The organism is Pseudomonas sp. W4I3 (assembly GCF_030816195.1).
GTDB lineage: Bacteria > Pseudomonadota > Gammaproteobacteria > Pseudomonadales > Pseudomonadaceae > Aquipseudomonas.
Map to the genome: position 1 here is coordinate 5,120,252 of NZ_JAUSXS010000001.1, position 17,804 is coordinate 5,138,055.

A 17,804-nucleotide genomic window follows, 5' to 3' on the forward strand; every position below is an offset into this window, starting at 1 on the left:
TGCAGCCCATGTACTACTCGACCGAAGTTAAAGAAGCCGCCAAACGCCTGTTTCTGCGCCGCTGTAAGGCCAAGGAAATTCAGGCGCAGCTCAACCTGCCCAACATCCGGATCGTTTACTACTGGATCCGCCAGGGCGGTTGGGAGGACATGCTGTCGGACGAAGAACCGCTGACGGCCGTCGGCCGACGGATCACCCTCCTCCTGGACAAGGTTGGCAGCCTATCCAAAGACGACCTAAACGAACTGGACCGACTGACGATCGTTCGCGAACGCCTGCTGAAACAAGCGGCCAAGCCCGCACCGGTGGCGGCATCGAACGGCGACGACATGGGCGAGCCGCAGGAACCGCGCAGGCGGTCGCGTGGCGAACGCTCCAGCCGTGGCGAGGGTGGTGACAGGAAAAAGGAAAAGAAGTCCAAGAACGATATCAGCGGTCTGACCGAAGTCGACTTCCTGGATAAGTTCATCAGCAAGATGTACCGATATCAGCAGGAGTTGTTCGCGGCCAAGCAAAATCCGCTGACGAGCCGGATCCGCAACATCCTCAAAAGCCGCCAGGTGGGCCTGACCTATTACTTCGCCGGCGAAGCGTTCATGGATGCGGTGCTGACTGGCGACAACCAGGTGTTCCTGTCGGCCAGCCGCTCACAGTCGGAGATTTTCCGCAGCTACATCATCCAGTTCGCCAAACAGTGGTTCGACATCGAGCTGACCGGCAACCCGATCACGCTCAGCAACGGCGCCGAACTGCGCTTCCTGTCGACCAACAGCAGCACCGCCCAGGGCTACCATGGCCACGTCTATGTCGATGAGTATTTCTGGATCCGCGACTTCGAAAAGCTCAGCACCGTGGCAAGCGCCATGGGCACCCACAAAAAGTGGCGCAAAACCTACTTCTCGACGCCCAGCGCGGTGTCGCACCAGGCGTACCCGTTCTGGTCGGGAGAGGAGTTCCGCAACAGCAAACGCGGCAAGAAAGCCGGCGGCACCTGGCCCACCGAGGCGTCCTACACCCAGGGTGCTCTGTGCCCTGATGGTCAATGGCGCAAGACCATCACCATCCAGGATGCGATCGATGGCGGGTGCGATCTGTTCGACCTGGAGCAGCTGCAGCTGGAGTACGACGAAGACAAATTCCAGCAGCTGTTCTACTGCAAGTTCATCGACAGCAGCCAGAGCGCGTTCGGTCTCAAGGATCTGGAGCGCTGCTACTCCGACCTATCGTTGTGGGAGGACTACGACCCGGAACTGGATAGACCTTTCGGCAACAGTCCGGTGTGGCTTGGCTACGACCCAAGCCGCACCCGCGACGACGCCACGTGCGTGGTGGTCGCGCCACCGCTGGAACCCGGGGCGAAATTCCGCATCCTGGAAAAACACAGTTGGCGTGGGCAGTCATTCAAATACCAGGCCGACCAAGTCAAGAAGCTCACCGAGCGTTTCAACGTGCAGCACATCGGCATCGACACGACGGGTATCGGTTACGGCGTGTTTGACCTAGTGCGCGACTTCTACCCGCGTGCGACCGCTATCCATTACAGCCTTGAAACCAAAAACACGCTGGTACTCAAGGCCCAGGACACGATCCAGGGCAGCCGCATCGAATGGGATGCCGGCTGGACCGACATCGCCCAGGCGTTCTTGACCATCAAACGCGGTACCACCACCAGCGGCCAGGTGACCTACAGCGCATCGCGCACCGACGCCACCGGCCATGCCGATATCGCCTGGTCGATCATGCACGCCCTGTTCAATGAACCCCTCAATACCAACAAGCGGCGACGTAGCCGCTACGTCACGAGCGGAAACAATGCCCAACCCACGACACAGAAAACCCCGAGCCAGCCAGCAGGCGCGACAGCAGCAGCCCATGCGGGCGTTTACCTTCGGGGAACCGGAGCAAGTGCTGTCCGGCAACTTCGGCGAGTACCTGGGGGTGTTTCTAAGCGACGACGGCGAAATCTACAAGCCGCCGGTGTCGCGGGCCGGCCTGGCCAAGCTGCTGCGCGCCAACGCGCACCACGGCGCCATCCCCAAGTTCAAGCGCAACCTGCTGTTGCGAGAATTCATCCCTTCTGAGGGCTGCAGCACGCAAACCATGGGCCGGGCCAGCCTGGATTACATGGTGTTTGGCGAAGCTTATTTCTATCGCGATACCAATGCGTTCGGCGAGGTGCTGGAGATGCAGCACCTGCCGGCGATCAATATGCGCGTGAAGGTCGACGGCGGATTCAGGATGCTGCTGCCAGACAGCAAATACATGGACTTCCACCAAGACGAAATCGAACACGTCCTGGACTACGACGTGGAACAGAACATCTACGGAGTGCCCGACTACCTGGGCGGCTTGCAGGCACTGTTGCTCAACGAAGCCGCGACCCTGTTCCGCCGACGCTACTACAGCAACGGCGCGCACGCGGGTTACATCTTCTACACCAACGACCCGGATCTGACCGAGGAAGACGAAGAGAACCTGCGCGCACAAATCAGCGCCAGCAAGGGCGTGGGCAACTTCCGCTCGATGTTCGTCAACATCCCCAACGGCAAGGAAAACGCAATCCAGATCATCCCTGTAGGGGACTTTCAGGCCAAGGACGAACTGGAGAAGGTCAAGAACATAACTCGCAATGACGTGATTGCGGCATGGCGTATGAACCCCGCGCTGGCTGGGATCATTCCAGAAAATAACGGGGGGTTTGGTGACATCGAGAAGATCGATCGCGTGTACACGAGCAACGAGATCAGGCCGATCTGTCAGTTGTTCAACCAGCTCAATGACACGCTTCGCCATGACAGGCATATCGACTGGAAAAAGATCGATAAAGCAGGCGAAAACACTATCTGAAATTTAAAAGATAGAGAACTATCCTGCGCCGCATGCCAAAATAGTGGCAATTTTCTGCGCCCTGGGGAGGGAACATGAGAGTTACTTGTAAGTGCGGGAACAAAGGTCGGATTGCCTCGCGTGAGGTGCTATCCACCGACTTCGCGAAACTCTATTGCCAATGCCTCGACGCAAAGTGCGGGCATAGCTGGGTGGCAAACCTCACGTTTTCTCACACGCTCAGCCCATCAGCCCAGACATTCGACCGGCTGCTGATTGATCGACTGCGAGACATGCCCAGGGCTCAGCAACGAGAGCTATTTGAAAAGCTAGGATCGCAGGCACTCGCGTGATGATTACCGCCGACAGCAACATGTCGGCGGCTCAAAAATCAATCTTCGTCGGACAGGTCCGGGTTACCAATCAGCGCTTCGGTCAATCGGCGCAACTGCTCCTGGTCACGCTGACTCAACTGGCGATAGAACCCAATCAGGCGACGTTCAATATGCGAAAGCTCATACCGCGCAGATGCCGCCATTTCAACGTAACCGACATCGGCGTTTGTGCGATCCAACATGCTTACCACTCCATAAAATCAATTGCTGATGCACTGATATGGGGGCGAGCTGGTGTGATGGCAGAAACACTTTGTTCAGGTCGATCCTTTGAGAGCGTCGTCGGCCATGGCCTTAACAAAACGCCTGATGGCCCGTTGATCCTCCGGCGGGATGCTGCGGTATTGCTGGACGATGCTGTCCTCAGCCTCGGACAACGTCTCGGCCTTCAAAGTGGTGCGTATCCCACTCACGATGTAAAGCACGTCAAATCCCAAGGCACTTGCAGCGATGCTCAGATAGGAAGCAGGGGGATCGCTAGCACCGGATTCGTAATTCCCCTGAGTTCGTTTCGAGACACCAAGATGTTCCGCAAGTTGATCTTGCGTCAGCCCAGCCTGGGCGCGTTGTTGGCGCAGCCTTGCGCCAATCTCTTCAGAGAGTGTCAATATTTTTCCATCCGCATATTTACATTGGCAGGTTTTTGCCACATCCTGCGGTCGTCATCACACGAAAACGCAAGGAATTGCACTATGCCCAACTCAGCTATCACCGAGCAAGCCCGCCAGCAAGCGCGTGCGTCTCTGGAGAAGCGCGGCCAGACCGCGAAAAATTTTGCATCTCTACACAACCTGAACCCCAGCACTGTTTATGCAGTACTGAATGGCCAAAGCCAGTGTCGTCGTGGAGAGGCACATCGCGCAGCTGTTCTCTTGGGGATCAAAGAAGGTGTGATTGCACAGTAATGGCCAGCGCACGCAGGGAACAGCAGAAGATGAAAACCCAGCTTCTAAGAACACGTCGCGAGGTTGTCAGTGCAATTATTTGCACCTTCGAAGGAGGACGCGAGTGCGCCGCCGCCAGGATCGGCCTGCCCCTTAAGAAGTTTGATAATCACGCCTATGAAAACAACAACTGCCGTCCGTTAACAGACGCGCAGATATTCCAGCTGGAGCGGGCCACCGGCACCCAGCACCTACCAAACTACGTTGCTGCAATGTACGGCGGCATGTTCGTACCGGTAATTCATCCAGAAAATCTGGACAACGTAGAGATGTACTCACGGTCCATCCAGAGTTCAATCAAGCGCGGAACGGTCGACCAAGCCATTGCCCAGGCGCTTGAAGACGGTGTGATCACCGATGACGAAGCCGAGTTGATACAGAACGCCCATACCTTACACATGGCCGCACGGACTGCCGAAGTCTACGCCGCGATTGATCTTTACCGCGCCAAATCAGGGAAAGCCAAATGAACGACGCCTGCAAAGATCGCGACTATCGCAGCACCATACGGGCCGCTGCGCTCGCATTCCTAGAACGTCATCAAGCCGAGCATTTGGGCGATCAGGGTCAGTTCATTGAGCGGACCGTCAACCACTTGGTGGACAGCTTCCAGGCCGATAAGCATTTGGCGCTTCGGCTAACTTGTGAAGCATTGGGAGACCTTGCCGAAATCAACGTTCGGCAGCGAATCGATCTTAAGGCAAGTGAATCACATGCGGTGGTCATAACCGACCCTGTGCGCGGCTGCGCATGGTCGGTTCCGGTCCATTTGATCTACGAGCACTTGATATCCGCTGGCCGCGCCACGCGCATCACCTCCGCCGACTAACACCCTTCAACCAATTCCCAGTTCCACGTCCCGTGGGTTTGGGTGAGCTGCGCCCGAAATCGAGGTTTAACGATGGCTAACGCCGTAATTGTCACCACTCAACTGCCTCCTGCAGAGGCCGAAGCGTTGTTGGCCAACCTGCGCGAACAGTATCGCTTGAGCCTCAATGAACATTGGTACGACGACCAATTCCGTCTTGTTGCGGCCGGTCTGCGCCACGGCGCGATTCTCGCCCACATCCCGGTCATGGCTGCGCAAAAACGCCTCATGGCAGCCTTGTCCCACAGCCTCAAAGCAGTGAAGTAACCCCATGAAAGAAGATCTACGCCACGACGTGTTGCAACGCCTCCAGTCGGACTTCGGGCTCAAGCACCGCACAGGCACCGATTACATGCGCGGCGGTACTTGCCCGAAGTGCAAAAAGAAAGAGCTGTATTCGCGGTTTGACACGCCATGGATGGTGATCTGCGGCCGACCTGAAAAGTGTGGCCACACCTTGCACGTGAAAGAGCTGTACGACGATCTGTTTGAAGACTGGAGCAAGCGTGCGCCGGCAACAGACCAGCATCCCAACGCCACAGCACGCGCTTACCTGGAGTTCGCCCGGGGCTTCCGGTTCGAGCTGATCCAGGGTTGGTTCACCCAGGAAACGTTCTATTCGGCTGAACACAACGCTGGCAGCGCGACCGTGCGTTTTGCCTTGGAAAAAGGCGGTTGGTGGGAGCGTCTGATTGATCAACCGCACCGCTTCGGCAAGATGAAGGCACGCTTTAAATCCAAGGACAGCTATCGCGGCGTTTGGTGGAGCCCGCCTTGCGTCGACCTGCTGGAAGCCAAAGAAATCTGGATTGTTGAAGGGATCTTCGATGCCATCGCCCTGGTGCACAACGACATCGCGGCCGTATCCGCGATGTCATCCAATGCGTTCCCTGGGGACTCGCTCAAGGCTTTGGTTAAAACTCGTGAAGGCGGCAAGCTGCCCAAGCTAGTGTGGGCTTTGGATAACGAGCCGAGCGCCAACGCTTACACCCGACGCTGGGTTCGCGAAGCACGCGCCCTGGGCTTCGTCTGCGAGTCAGCACAGATCACCCAACGTGACGGCCGCAAGTCGGACTGGAACGACCTTCACCAGCGCTGGAGCTTCATCCAGGACGAAGCCAAGCGTGCCGACCAGATCGCCACGGATCTTAAGCAAGCTCGCCACCAGGGCGCCCTGCTGCTGGCAGAGAGCGCGGCGGAAAAAGCCCTGCTCATGTACGACTGGAACAAACGCGGGGAATTTCACCTGGGCTTCGGGAACCGGTTGTACTGGTTCAAGTTGGACATGGAGAAATTAACCGGGCCATGTCCGACATCGAGGACAGCGAGAACCACGACGACCAACTGTTGAACCAGGCGCAACAGCGAGAAAAAGCGCTGCAGCAGTCCGGCAGTGTCGTGGAAATCGCCAACTGCTATCCCCAAGCGCTGTATTTCCAGCGTAACGAAGTAACAGACGAGTCCTGGTACTACATGCGCGTGGACTTCCCGCACGACTCCGAAAGCGTGAAAAACACCTTCACCAGTGGCCAGTTGTCGGCCGCCAGCGAATTCAAAAAGCGGCTGCTCGGTATGGCGGCGGGTGCCATGTTCACAGGCAGCGGCCAGCAACTCGACAAGCTTATGAAGGATCAATTGTTCGGTATCAAAACCGTTTCAACGATCGACTACGTGGGCTACAGCAAGGAATACGCCTGCTACGTCTACGGCGATATCGCGATCAAGGACGGCACCACCTACAAGGTCAACAGCGAAGACTATTTCGAGTTCGGCAAGCTGCGCCTTAAGACGCTGCAGAAAGGCGTCCCAATCAAGCTGCAGCGCGACGCCAAGGGCTATGACGAGAAGTGGGTGCAGCTGCTGTGGACGTGCTTCGGCGCCCAAGGCCTTGTGGCATTGGTGTTCTTCTTTGGCTCGCTGTACTGCGAACAGATCCGCGCCCGCTACCAGTCATTTCCTTTTTTGGAAGCCACGGGTGAAGCCGGCGCCGGCAAAACCACCCTGCTGAACCTCCTCTGGAAACTACTCGGCCGTGAAGGCTATGAAGGATTTGATCCTATGAAATCTACCAAGGCCGGACGCTCTCGTCTGATGGGCCAAGTCTCTGGCATGCCGGTTGTGTTTCTGGAAGCCGATCGACACGGTGACGATCGCGCGCACGCCAAGACCTTTGAATGGGACGAGCTGAAAGACTTCTACGGCGGCGGCACCTTGGCCACCAAAGGCGTCAAGACCGCGGGTAACGAAACGTACGAGCCGCCGTTCCGGGGCACGATAGCTATCAGCCAGAACGCTGCTGTTGTGGCGCACGAAGCGATCATGACGCGCATTGTGAAGCTGCACTTTGTACGCCCAACCGTAACGCCCGAAAGCCGCGCTGCAGCGGACCAGCTCAACGCTCTAGACGGCGGCACACTCAGCCACTTCCTGTTGCGTGCGGTGGGCAAGGAATCGGCGGTGCTTGAGCTGTTCGCCCAACGTATGCCTGAACACGAGTCGAAGCTGCGCCGTTTGCACACCCATTGCTTCTCCTGCAGCAAGGCCTATCCCAGCGACCAAGGCAACTGCCCCAACTGCGGCTATGACCTGCGCGGCTACATCCGCGTGGAGCGCATCAGCAAAAACCACGCGCAAATGCTCTCGCTCCTGGATGGGCTTCGCTTGGTCCTGAAATTAAGCGACCCCCAAGTCGCTGCCACCCAACGCCAGATCGTACGGATGGCCATCGAGCGCCAGGCCTCGATCAGCTCTGACCACGCGGCCGTGGCCGAGTTTTGGGAGGTTTACGACTACCTCGAATCCTTGAGCGAAGACCCCGTGGTCGACCACAGCACGGACCCTACTGTGATCGCTATCAACCTCAACGAATTCTGCGAGCGCGCCGCCGAACACAAACAGAAATTGGCCGACGTGGCCACGTTGCGCGACCTGCTTAAAGAGTCACGCTCGCATAAGTTTTTGGACAGCAATAAGGCCGTGCACAGCGCCGTGCGCGCTGCATTTAACAGCCGCAACCCGTGTTCACAACCCCGGCCGACCACAGTGAAGTGCTGGACATTTAAGGCGTAAAGGAGAGCAAGACCGATGCAGATCCAAGTATTTATGGGCAATGCCGGCGACGGTAAAACAAGCAAGCTACAAGCCGTGCAGGACCGCCTGGAATTTACCGGTGAGAGCGCGCCGATCATTCAGGCCGGTGCATATGGGGAGGATGGCTTGTTGGAGATCCTGGAAGTTCGGGCAGCCGGTGGCCAGCGCGAAATCCTGGTGGACGACTGCAGCCGGCAACAAATTCTGAGGGTACTGGAGTGGCAATCATGCGTTGAGCATGAGCGCGATTTTGACGGCCTGGTGATCCACCTAGCCCGTAAAGACTGAGCATTTGAAAAGCAGTGTCGAGGAGTTGCAGCTCCCCGACACCCAACCACCACCGAGGACTAAACCATGCAAGCACAGACCCACAGCAGCAGCGGCACGAAGGCTACCACACCGGCACGGCACCTGGTGGCCACCGCGATTATCGGCGCGGCCGTCATTGGCTACCTGGTGCACAAAACCCCTGAATCACGAACCCGTCTCGAAAGCCTCAGCCGGATGGCCGACACCTTGGGCGAACTGAGCAAAACGGATGCGGCCGTAGTCGCACAACTGCTCGCCAAGCCAGCAAACCGGGGCGTATCGCGTAATGTCTAACCGTCCTGCCGCAGCATCTGCACGCCGCTTTCCCTGGAACATTGACTACACCAGCCTATGCGATCAATGCGGCTATTGGCGTGTACAGGGCAGTCACCTGAAATGCAGCCAGCTGCGCCAGCTGCAGAACGCCCACTTACGCAACCAGAAGCCGAAACGGTAAGGCGCGTCCACCAGAAGATGCGCTACCAGATACTTGGCCCGGAAACGGGCCTTTTTGTTTCCGATCGTCAGACTGTCGTTACACGAGTACAGCGTTAGGGGTTTACATGAGTGGGGTCGAAGCTCGCGGTAATTCCGTGAGAATCTATTTTCAATACGACGGCGAAAAATGCCGCGAATCCATACCAGGAGGAAACAAGCCGGCCACAGTGGCGCAGGCAAAACGCTTACTTGCCATCATTGAATACGAAATCGAATCCGGGACGTTTGATTACGCCCGACACTTCCCCAACTCGTCCAGACTGGTGGAAAACACCTTTGGTCATTACCTCGACCTGTGGTTGCGGATTAAGGCCAACAGCGTGGCGGCATCGAGTTACCGAGGTTACGCCAACAAGGCCGAGGTGCATGTGCGGCCGCGCTGGGGCAAGGTTCAGATCAATGCGATCGACCACCTGGAGCTGCAGGAGTGGATTCAGGGCACGCTGTCTAAAACCCTTAAAAATAAGACTATCCGGGACATTATCAGCAACGTGCGCCAGGTGTTTCGGCTGTACCGCACCCGTATGAAGGTCGCCCATGACCCCACTGAGGGGCTGATGGTCCGGCTACCCGATCCAGAAGCACCGGACCCGTTTACCCGGGCGGAAATCAAGCAGATCATGGAGACGCCTACCACCCGCACGCATGAGTTATTGATGGTGCAATTCATGATGTGGGCCGGCCCCCGGGTGTCTGAAACTATTGCCCTGGCCTGGGAGGACGTCGACCTGGAACAAGGCACGGTGACGTTCCGTCGGTCAAAGGTCCGCGGTGCTTACCGCGTGACCAAAACCCGGCGATCAATGCGTAAAGTTCGCCTGCTGGCCCCCGCCTGGGATGCCTTGCGTAAGATCGATGCGCTGACCCGCAGGAAAAAAGCGGAAACGGTGGAAATCGTGGAGCGGGACAACAAGACCGTCCGCCGGCATACGCTGCACTTCGTATTCTTGAACACCAAAAGCGGTCTGCCGCATGCCAACGACTTTGTGGTGCGTGACCGGTTTTTTAAGGCTCACCTGCTCGCAGCCGGTGTTCGCTATCGCGGGCCTGGCCAGTGCCGGCACACGTACGCCAGTCAGTTACTGACGACGGGCATTGCCTCAATCGATTGGATCGCCGAACAGATGGGACATACCAACGGGAATATGATCCGTCAGCACTACGGGACGTGGATCAATGAGGACGGCCCGGACGTGGTGGGGATGTTGCAGCTGGCATTAAAGCTAACCCCGCTCACAGCTCCACACTAAATCCGCGCACCCCCACCGCATCGGCAAATCGTCCTACGGCCGTCAGGCTGGCCCAGGTGCGCAGCGCCTCACGGCGCGAGCGCACCGGTAACCAGCGACTGCCAGCGCCCCCGAGGCGTATGGCCAACGTCCATTTATCTTTCTGGCGGCTGACCAGTACATCGCGCACCGCGCCACCCTCGATCATGGCGCGCAGCGTTTCTTCCTGGATTCCTTGTGGCATAGCTAAGCGAGCTTCCTTACCCGTTCGGTAAATTCACTGACCTGTGCGGGCGTTAGGCAGTTCAAGTTACCGAAGGTTTTTAGGTGATCGACCATGGCTTCATGACTGCCGGGTTGGCCAGCGACGATCCGACGGCAGGTCTTCTCTAGAATCAACCTCGCCATTTGCGGGTTCTCGATGGTCGACGCATCGAAGGCCAGCGCGATCGCCGTGGCCAACTCGCCCAAGTCTGGATCTTTAAGCTGCAGAGCCCTGAGCGCGTTCATCTGCCGTGCTGTGATGGGTAACGACACGTCTCTCTTCCTTAGCAAGCACGCTCAGACCAAGCGCAGCGGTAATGGTAGACCAGCCTGCCGGAGTCTGGTTTCCACCGGGCGTAAAAAAACCCGCCGGAGCGGGCCTTGGTGTGGGGGATCATTGAACATAAATGGTGTTATTAGTAAGCGCCAACTCAGCAGGCATCCGTGCGAACTGAGACACGCCTCCTGGGAGCATTACAGAATCCGACCTTGAACCTTACTTGCGCTCAATCGTTATGCGCAAAATCGAAGGGCTCAAAGGAGTAGAGCCAAGATTCATTTTCTTCGCGCCGCCGCCAATGAACTCAATTTATACACATTTCGGCGCAAGGCTTCGTTAATGAACGCAATCGAAAAGCTCCGTCTGCATTTTGGGCAGACCGATTGAAAACTCCTGTTAGGCAAGAGTTCAGCGTTGTCTACCTGGGATTCTAGCGGGTAGCTGCACTTAGAGCACAAGCGGTACAGTTCTCTGATATTCATACTGATTTACACGAACGGATATACGTATAAAAACTGATAAAGAAACGTTCGACTTGTATCAAAAAATATTTAGATATTTCGAACGAACGGTATCTGTTGACCCGATTCCCTCAATGAGATGGACGCCTACAGAGCTGCAATCGCACGCTCTCGGCAAGCTGCAGAGTTATCCCGCGTATGAAGGCGATAGGAGGGAGGTCGTCACACTGATGCCTACAGCAGGCACCTTGACAGTAGCGTAGCCAGACTGGCGCGTTCCAGCCATTTGCTATGACGGTTTTAGCACCCTATGAGGTGCCAATCGGCCTGTTTTGGCGCTGGGCAAAAAAGGGATTTTTCGCACCAAATAGGGGCGCCAGTCCCATGGCAGTCCCATGGCAGTCCCATGGCGCTATTTTTGGGACGCCGGAAACCGAAAACCCCCGACTTTCTCTAGGAAAATCAGGGGTTTACGTTTTCTCAATTTGGCGGTGAAGGAGAGATTCGAACTCTCGATACAATTTCTTGTATACACACTTTCCAGGCGTGCTCCTTAAGCCACTCGGACACTTCACCGTATCTCGTCAAACAGTTCAGTCTGTCGAGGCGCGCTAATGTAGTCGAAAGCCTTTCTGATGGCAAAGGTTTTTTTCAGAATTTTCATGCGGTTAGACGGGGATGTTGGACCCGGACCTTTGCGCGATGGTGATTGTGCCAATCTCGGGCATGGATGGCGATGGTCTACGCTGGCTGTTGCGCCCTGCCCCGGGCGCTCTGCTGCTGGGTGTGGGCCGAAAGCCTGACTGGGCAGTCAGTCACGGCGCTTTACCCGCGCGGGCGTGGTGGGTAACGTCTGCTGCATTCTTCTATAACAAGTCATATAAGGAACCGCGTCATGAGTGAGTTGATTGCCTACCACCTCGAAGACGGCATTGCGACCCTGACCCTGAGCAACGGCAAGGTAAATGCCATTTCTCCCGCAGTGGTCAGTGCGTTCAATGCGGCGCTGGATCAGGCGGAGAAGGATCGGGCGGTGGTGGTTATCACGGGCACGCCGGGCATTCTGTCGGGTGGTTATGATTTGAAGGTGATGACGGCCGGCCCTAAAGAGGCCATCGGCCTGGTGACGTCGGGTTCGACGCTGGCGCGTCGCCTGTTGTCGCATCCGTTCCCGGTGATCGTCGCGTGCCCTGGGCATGCGGTGGCCAAAGGGGCGTTCCTGCTGCTGTCGGCGGATTATCGGATTGGCGTGGAAGGCCCGTTCAGCATTGGCCTCAATGAAGTGGCGATCGGCATGACCATGCACCACGCCGGTATCGAGTTGGCGCGCGATCGCCTGCGTAAGTCAGCGTTTCATCGGTCGGTGATTAATGCCGAGATGTTTGACCCGCAAGGCGCCTTGCAGGCGGGCTTTCTCGACAAGGTAGTAGCGCCGGAAGAATTGCACGCAGCAGCCCTGGAGGCAGCTCGGCAGTTGAAAAAGATCAACATGAATGCGCACAAGCAAACCAAATTGAAGGTGCGCAAGGCACTGCTGGAGGCCCTGGACGACGCAATCATCCAGGACCAGGGCCACGTCCTGATGTAACGCCTGCGTACGCCATGCAAAAGCCCGACCCTGAGTCGGGCTTTTTCTTACAGCTCAAACCGAAACAACCTGCGCCGCTCTAGACAGCCTCTCTCGGTAGATGTTGAAACATGCGCTTAAACATCGCCTATCTCCTACCTATGTAGGCGCAATTGCCGAATACAGTGCACATCCGTACACTGCGCCACCTTTTGTCCCGGTGGGCCGTGTCGATGCTTTTTCTGTTACGTATGTTATTGATGAGCTTGCACTTTATCGTCGCTGGTGTGCTGGGCGTGCTGGTGGGAATCTGCCGCCCGTTCAATCCGGACAACAGCCGTATATGTGCCCGCCTGTATGCGCTGCCAGCGATGTGGATCCTGCGCCTGAACGTGAAAGCCGATGTCGACTCCCTGCGCAACAAGCCCGGCGCCTGCGTGGTGATCGCCAACCACCAGTCCAATTATGATCTGTTCGTGCTCGGCACCGTGGTGCCCTACCGCACGGTATGCATCGCCAAGAAAAGCCTGAAATGGGTGCCGTTGTTCGGCCAGTTGTTCTGGCTGGCCGGCAATGTGTTGATCGACCGCGGCAATGCGCACAAGGCGCGCCGTGCCATGCTCACCACCACCCGCACCTTGCAGCATGAAGACACCTCCATCTGGGTATTTCCCGAAGGCACGCGCAACCTGGGCAAAGGTTTGCTGCCGTTCAAAAAGGGCGCGTTCCATATGGCGATTGCCGCCGGTGTGCCGATCGTGCAGGTGTGTGTCAGTAACTACGTCACCCATATGCGCCTGAATCGCTGGAACAGTGGGGATGTGCTCATACGCTCGTTGGCGCCGATTCCTACTGTGGGGATGACGGCGGATGACGTTCCGGCCTTGATGCAAGCGTGTCAGAGACAGATGGACGAATGCATTGCGCAAATGGATCGCCAGCTGCAAAGCGCTTGAACGCTTGAACGCCTGCGCCATGAAGGCGCTTGGTCTGGGGAGCGTGCAGGGCGACGCGGAGCGTCACGGGAGGCATTCCCAGGCGGAGCGTGGGAGCGATCAACCTAAGTAGGCCCAGCACCACCTTCATCACAACGGAACGCCATTCAGGCTAAGCTGCCCAACATCTGTCCTCTTGATAAGAAGTGATCAGCACCATGGGTAGAGTCGTTGCGGCCGCCGTCTACAGCGCCGGGAAAAAAGTCACGGATATTACCCTCGATGAAGGCGCGGCCTGGGCCGCCAAACCCAATCACTTTGTGTGGATCGGCCTGGAAGAACCCAGCGCCCTGGAGCTGAACAATCTGCAGCGCCAATTCAACCTGCACGAACTGGCGATCGAAGACGCCATGGAAAAACACAGCCGCCCGAAGCTGGAAACCTTCGGCGATGCGCTGTTTATCGTCACCTATTCACCCGTGCGCGAGAACGGCAAGCTGGAGTTTATCGAGACCCATATCTTTGCCGGCAATGGCTACATCATCACCGCACGTAACGGGCATTCGGCCTCCTACGGCTTTGTGCGCCAGCGCTGTGAGGCGCGGCCGTTGTTGCTGGAGCATGGGGAAGATTTCGTACTCTATGCCTTGCTGGATTTCGTCACCGAAAACTACCAACCGGTCAGCGAAGCGATCCACGCCGAGATTGATGAATTGGAGCGCAACGTGCTGTGCAGTTCGCTGAACGAGCGTGATATTCAGAACCTTCACGGCCTGCGCCGCGACGTGCTGCGGCTCAAGCGCCATGTGGCGCCGATGGTGGAAATCAGCCAGGAATTGCAGAAGCTGAGCTTCCCGTTTATCGACAAGAACATGCGCCCGTATTTCCGTGACGTGCAGATCCACGTGACGCGACAGATGGAAGACCTGACGACCCTGCGCGATATCGCCAGCCAGACCATCGAGATCGGGGTGTTGCTGGAGGCCTCGCGCCAGAGCGTGGTGCAGCGCAAGTTTGCCGCCTGGGCGGCGATCCTCGCGTTCCCCACGGCGGTAGCGGGGATTTACGGGATGAATTTCCAGAACATGCCCGAGCTGCAATGGCACTACGGCTACTTTGCGGTGCTCGGGTTGATTGCGGTGGGCTGCACCAGCCTGTGGGCGAGCTTCAAGCGTTCGGGATGGCTTTAGGCGGGTGCGCCACAAAGCGCATCATCCATTCCGCCACGGTCGCACCGTGGTGGTCCCGTTCAAGACTGGCCACGCCGTTGGTGTAGACCTTTTCGCCCAGGGTTGTCTGAAGAATCTCCAGCAGTTCGCGGGAATAGTCGTGAACAAATTCCGGATGGCCCTGGAAGCACAACACCTGGTCGCCGATGTGGTACGCCGCGATAGGGCAGAACTCACTCGAGGCGATGACCGTGGCATTTTCCGGCAAGCTCGTGACTTGGTCCTGATGGCTGATCAACAGCGTCAGTTCCGGTACTTGCGGACTCATCCAGGGTGCCGAGGCATCGAGGGTGTAATCATGAATGCCCATGCCCCAGCCTTGGCTCGCGCGCTCGGTCTTGCCACCGAGCAGCAGCGCCAGCAACTGGTGGCCGAAGCAGATACCCAATAACTTGTCGCCACGCTCGTAGCGCTGCAACACGTAGGTCTTGAGGGTTTGGATCCAGGGGTCGGTGCCGAACGAGTCGGCCTTGCTGCCGGTGATCAGGTACGCATCAAAGGCTTCGTCATCCGGCGGATACTCGCCCTCAACCACGTTGTAAACAACGAACTCGGCGGCAATCGGCTGCTTGGCGAACAGGCGCTTGAACATCTGCCCGTAACCTTGGTACTGATCGATCAAGCCTGGACGCAGGATATCGGTTTCCAGGATGCAGACGCGTAGCGACATAAAAAATACCTGACACGGCGATGGGAATATTGAACACCCCAGAGCGTGCCTTGAAACACCTGTTCAAAGCAAGCCCCTCCCACGCTCCGATCAGCGGAACGTCTCACCCTGGGCGGCCTTCTCCAGCAACAGCGCCGGTGGCGTGAACCGCTCGCCATATTCGTCGGCCAGGTAGCGCGCCCGAGCGATAAAGTCGTTCAAGCCGTACTGGTTGATAAACTGCAACGCACCGCCGCTCCACGCGGCAAAGCCAATGCCGAAGATCGAACCGATATTCGCGTCGGCTGTAGACATCAACACGCCCTCCTCTACGCAACGCACGGTTTCGATCGCCTGGATAAACAGCAAGCGGTCGCGCACGTCCTGGGGCGCAATCTGTTTACCGGGCTGCTCGAATCGCGTCTTGAGTTCTGGCCACAGGTGCTTCTGGGCGCCTGCTGGATAGTCATAAAACCCGCCACCTGCGGCCTTGCCCATACGCTTGTATTCGTTGACCAACAGATCGATCACCGCCGTCGCCGGATGGGTCGGTGCCACCTTGCCTTGCGCCTGCAGGTCCTTGGCGGTTTGCTGGCGGATATGGCTCATAAGGCTCAGGGATACTTCATCGGACACCGCCAGGGGCCCTACCGGCATACCGGCCTTGCGCGCTTCGGTCTCGATCATCGGCGCAGCCACGCCTTCGCCAAGCATGGCGATGCCTTCGCTGGTAAAGGTACCGAATACCCGCGAGGTGAAGAAACCGCGGCTGTCGTTGACCACGATCGGGGTTTTCTTGATCTGCAGTACGAAGTCGAAACCTCGCGCCAGGGTTTCGTCGCGGGTGTGAGCGCCCTTGATGATTTCCACCAGCGGCATCTTGTCCACCGGGCTGAAGAAATGCAGGCCAATAAATGCGCCAGGGTCGGGCACTGCCGTCGCCAATCCGCTGATGGGCAAGGTCGAGGTGTTGGAGGCGATCACCGCGTCAGCCCCGACCACGCGGTGCGCGGCGGCGGTGACGCGGGCCTTGAGTTCACGGTCTTCGAACACCGCTTCGATCACCAAATCACAGCCAGCCAAATCGGCGTCATCCTGTGTGGGATGGATGCGCGCCAAGGTGGTTTCGCGCTGTTCGGCGGTCAATTGCCCACGGCTGACCTTCTTGTCCAGCAACGCGGCCGAATGAGCCTTGCCCTTCTCGGCCGCCGCCAGGCTGATGTCCTTGAGCACCACGTCGATACCCGCACAGGCGCTGACATAGGCAATGCCCGCGCCCATCATGCCGGCACCCAGTACGCCGACCTTGCGCGTCACATAAGGTGCAAAACCCTGTGGTCGCGAACGGCCGGCATTGATTTCGTTGAGCTGAAACCAGAACGTGCCGATCATGTTTTTCGCCACCTGCCCGGTCACCAGCTCGGTGAAATAGCGGGTTTCGATCAGGTGCGCGGTGTCGAAATCCACTTGGGCGCCTTCCACGGCAGCGCAGAGGATTTTCTCCGGCGCCGGGAAACAGCCATGGGTCTTGCTGCGCAGTATCGAGGGCGCGATGGCGAGCATCTGCGCAACCCTGGGGTTTGACGGCGTGCCGCCAGGAATCTGGTAACCCTTGTTGTCCCACGGCTGCGTGGCCAGCGGATGGGCGAGAATCCAGGCACGCGACTTGGCCAGCAGCTCATCACGATCTGCCGCCACTTCATCGATCAAGCCCGCCTGCAGTGCCTGCGCAGGTCGTAGCTTCTTGCCTTCGAGCAAGTACGGCAGGGCCTTTTCCAGGCCCAGCAGGCGCACCATGCGCACCACGCCGCCGCCGCCCGGCAACAGGCCCAGGGTGACTTCCGGCAAACCGAGCTGCACGGACTTGTCGTCCAGTGCGACCCGGTGATGACAGGCCAGGCAAATCTCCCAGCCACCACCCAGGGCCGCGCCATTGATCGCAGCCACCACAGGCTTGCCGAGGGTTTCCAAACGGCGCAACTGGGCTTTCAGCACGCCTACACCGTCGTAGAAATCCCGGGCGTGAGCTTTGTCGACCTGGATCAACTCATTGAGGTCACCACCGGCAAAAAACGTCTTCTTTGCCGAGGTGATGATCACCCCGGCCAGGGTTTCCTTTTCCGCCTCCAGACGCGCGATCGTGGCTGCCATTGCCTCGCGGTACGCAGCGTTCATGGTGTTGGCGCTTTGGCCGGGCATGTCCAGGGTCAGCACCACGATCTGGTCCTGGCCCTTTTCGTAACGAATGGCGTCAGTCATG

General features: G+C 57.9%; 19 protein-coding genes, 1 tRNA gene and 1 pseudogene. 14 read left to right on the forward strand and 7 right to left on the reverse strand.

The features are described from left to right. The first annotated feature begins 8 nt into the window (after positions 1-8). The 3 genes from QF045_RS23205 (at position 9) to QF045_RS23215 (ending at position 3,179) form a co-directional block, all read left to right on the forward strand. A complete protein-coding gene (locus QF045_RS23205; protein WP_306494209.1) occupies positions 9-2,081 on the forward strand; it encodes a terminase large subunit domain-containing protein in 2,073 nt (690 codons plus the stop codon). Next, positions 1,978-2,847 carry a phage portal protein gene (locus QF045_RS23210; RefSeq protein WP_306494949.1) on the forward strand — a complete coding sequence of 290 codons (870 nt, stop codon included), beginning with the start codon at positions 1,978-1,980 and terminating at the stop codon, positions 2,845-2,847. The genes QF045_RS23205 and QF045_RS23210 overlap by 104 nt, the downstream gene beginning before the upstream one ends. A 74-nt stretch (positions 2,848-2,921) precedes the next feature. Then, a complete protein-coding gene (locus tag QF045_RS23215) occupies positions 2,922-3,179 on the forward strand; it encodes an ogr/Delta-like zinc finger family protein (protein WP_306494210.1) in 258 nt (85 codons plus the stop codon). A 38-nt stretch (positions 3,180-3,217) separates the two neighbouring features. On the opposite strand, the gene QF045_RS23220 is transcribed toward QF045_RS23215, so the two are convergent. Beyond that, positions 3,218-3,403, reverse strand: a complete 186-nt coding sequence (locus tag QF045_RS23220) for a hypothetical protein (protein WP_306494211.1) — start codon at positions 3,401-3,403, stop codon at positions 3,218-3,220. Positions 3,404-3,478: 75 nt separating this feature from the next. Further along, positions 3,479-3,871, reverse strand: coding sequence for a helix-turn-helix domain-containing protein (locus QF045_RS23225; RefSeq protein WP_306494212.1), 393 nt, complete (start codon positions 3,869-3,871; stop codon positions 3,479-3,481). 42 nt (positions 3,872-3,913) lie between these two features. On the opposite strand from QF045_RS23225, the gene QF045_RS23230 reads away from it, so the two are divergent. The 8 genes and pseudogenes from QF045_RS23230 to QF045_RS23265 all read left to right on the forward strand — a co-directional run bounded on the left by QF045_RS23230 (position 3,914) and on the right by QF045_RS23265 (position 10,180). Further along, the gene (locus tag QF045_RS23230) at positions 3,914-4,126 is read left to right on the forward strand and encodes a DNA-binding protein (RefSeq protein ID WP_306494213.1); all 213 of its coding nucleotides are present in this window, start codon (positions 3,914-3,916) and stop codon (positions 4,124-4,126) included. Between the two features lie 29 nt (positions 4,127-4,155). Continuing rightward, positions 4,156-4,635 (forward strand): YmfL family putative regulatory protein, encoded by a 480-nt coding sequence (locus tag QF045_RS23235; protein ID WP_306494950.1) that lies wholly within the window; start codon positions 4,156-4,158, stop codon positions 4,633-4,635. Next, positions 4,632-4,994: a hypothetical protein gene (locus tag QF045_RS23240; RefSeq protein WP_306494214.1), complete on the forward strand. Its 363-nt coding sequence runs from the start codon at positions 4,632-4,634 to the stop codon at positions 4,992-4,994. The genes QF045_RS23235 and QF045_RS23240 overlap by 4 nt, the downstream gene beginning before the upstream one ends. Positions 4,995-5,066: 72 nt before the next feature. After that, on the forward strand, positions 5,067-5,300 hold the full coding sequence (locus QF045_RS23245; protein ID WP_306494215.1) for a hypothetical protein: 234 nt from the start codon (positions 5,067-5,069) through the stop codon (positions 5,298-5,300). A gap of 4 nt (positions 5,301-5,304) precedes the next feature. After that, positions 5,305-8,102: pseudogene (locus QF045_RS23250) on the forward strand (toprim domain-containing protein). Positions 8,103-8,117: 15 nt separating this feature from the next. Then, positions 8,118-8,411, forward strand: a complete 294-nt coding sequence (locus QF045_RS23255) for a hypothetical protein (protein ID WP_306494216.1) — start codon at positions 8,118-8,120, stop codon at positions 8,409-8,411. Between the two features lie 66 nt (positions 8,412-8,477). Beyond that, entirely contained in the window at positions 8,478-8,726 is a 249-nt protein-coding gene (locus tag QF045_RS23260; RefSeq protein WP_306494217.1) for a hypothetical protein, read from the forward strand. A gap of 269 nt (positions 8,727-8,995) precedes the next feature. Further along, positions 8,996-10,180, forward strand: a complete 1,185-nt coding sequence (locus tag QF045_RS23265) for an Arm DNA-binding domain-containing protein (protein WP_306494218.1) — start codon at positions 8,996-8,998, stop codon at positions 10,178-10,180. On the opposite strand, the gene QF045_RS23270 is transcribed toward QF045_RS23265, so the two are convergent. The 3 genes from QF045_RS23270 to QF045_RS23280 form a co-directional block, all read right to left on the reverse strand. Then, positions 10,164-10,403, reverse strand: coding sequence for a hypothetical protein (locus QF045_RS23270; RefSeq protein WP_306494219.1), 240 nt, complete (start codon positions 10,401-10,403; stop codon positions 10,164-10,166). The genes QF045_RS23265 and QF045_RS23270 overlap by 17 nt on opposite strands. Before the next feature lie 2 nt (positions 10,404-10,405). Further along, positions 10,406-10,696, reverse strand: a complete 291-nt coding sequence (locus tag QF045_RS23275; RefSeq protein ID WP_306494220.1) for a hypothetical protein — start codon at positions 10,694-10,696, stop codon at positions 10,406-10,408. Positions 10,697-11,650: 954 nt separating this feature from the next. After that, a tRNA-Ser gene (locus QF045_RS23280) sits at positions 11,651-11,740 on the reverse strand. Positions 11,741-12,059: 319 nt separating this feature from the next. Between QF045_RS23280 and QF045_RS23285 the strand changes: the two genes are divergently transcribed. The 3 genes from QF045_RS23285 (at position 12,060) to QF045_RS23295 (ending at position 14,856) form a co-directional block, all read left to right on the forward strand. Further along, on the forward strand, positions 12,060-12,752 hold the full coding sequence (locus QF045_RS23285; RefSeq protein WP_306494221.1) for a crotonase/enoyl-CoA hydratase family protein: 693 nt from the start codon (positions 12,060-12,062) through the stop codon (positions 12,750-12,752). A 212-nt stretch (positions 12,753-12,964) separates the two neighbouring features. Next, on the forward strand, positions 12,965-13,687 hold the full coding sequence (locus QF045_RS23290; protein WP_306494222.1) for a 1-acyl-sn-glycerol-3-phosphate acyltransferase: 723 nt from the start codon (positions 12,965-12,967) through the stop codon (positions 13,685-13,687). A 197-nt stretch (positions 13,688-13,884) separates the two neighbouring features. Beyond that, positions 13,885-14,856, forward strand: coding sequence for a magnesium and cobalt transport protein CorA (locus QF045_RS23295; RefSeq protein ID WP_306494223.1), 972 nt, complete (start codon positions 13,885-13,887; stop codon positions 14,854-14,856). On the opposite strand, the gene QF045_RS23300 is transcribed toward QF045_RS23295, so the two are convergent. Together QF045_RS23300 and QF045_RS23305 are read right to left on the reverse strand one after the other, a co-directional pair. Further along, complete coding sequence (locus QF045_RS23300) at positions 14,834-15,565, reverse strand: amidotransferase (RefSeq protein WP_306494224.1); 732 nt, start codon at positions 15,563-15,565, stop codon at positions 14,834-14,836. The genes QF045_RS23295 and QF045_RS23300 overlap by 23 nt on opposite strands. A gap of 90 nt (positions 15,566-15,655) precedes the next feature. Continuing rightward, entirely contained in the window at positions 15,656-17,803 is a 2,148-nt protein-coding gene (locus QF045_RS23305; protein WP_306494225.1) for a 3-hydroxyacyl-CoA dehydrogenase NAD-binding domain-containing protein, read from the reverse strand. Position 17,804 lies beyond the last annotated feature (1 nt).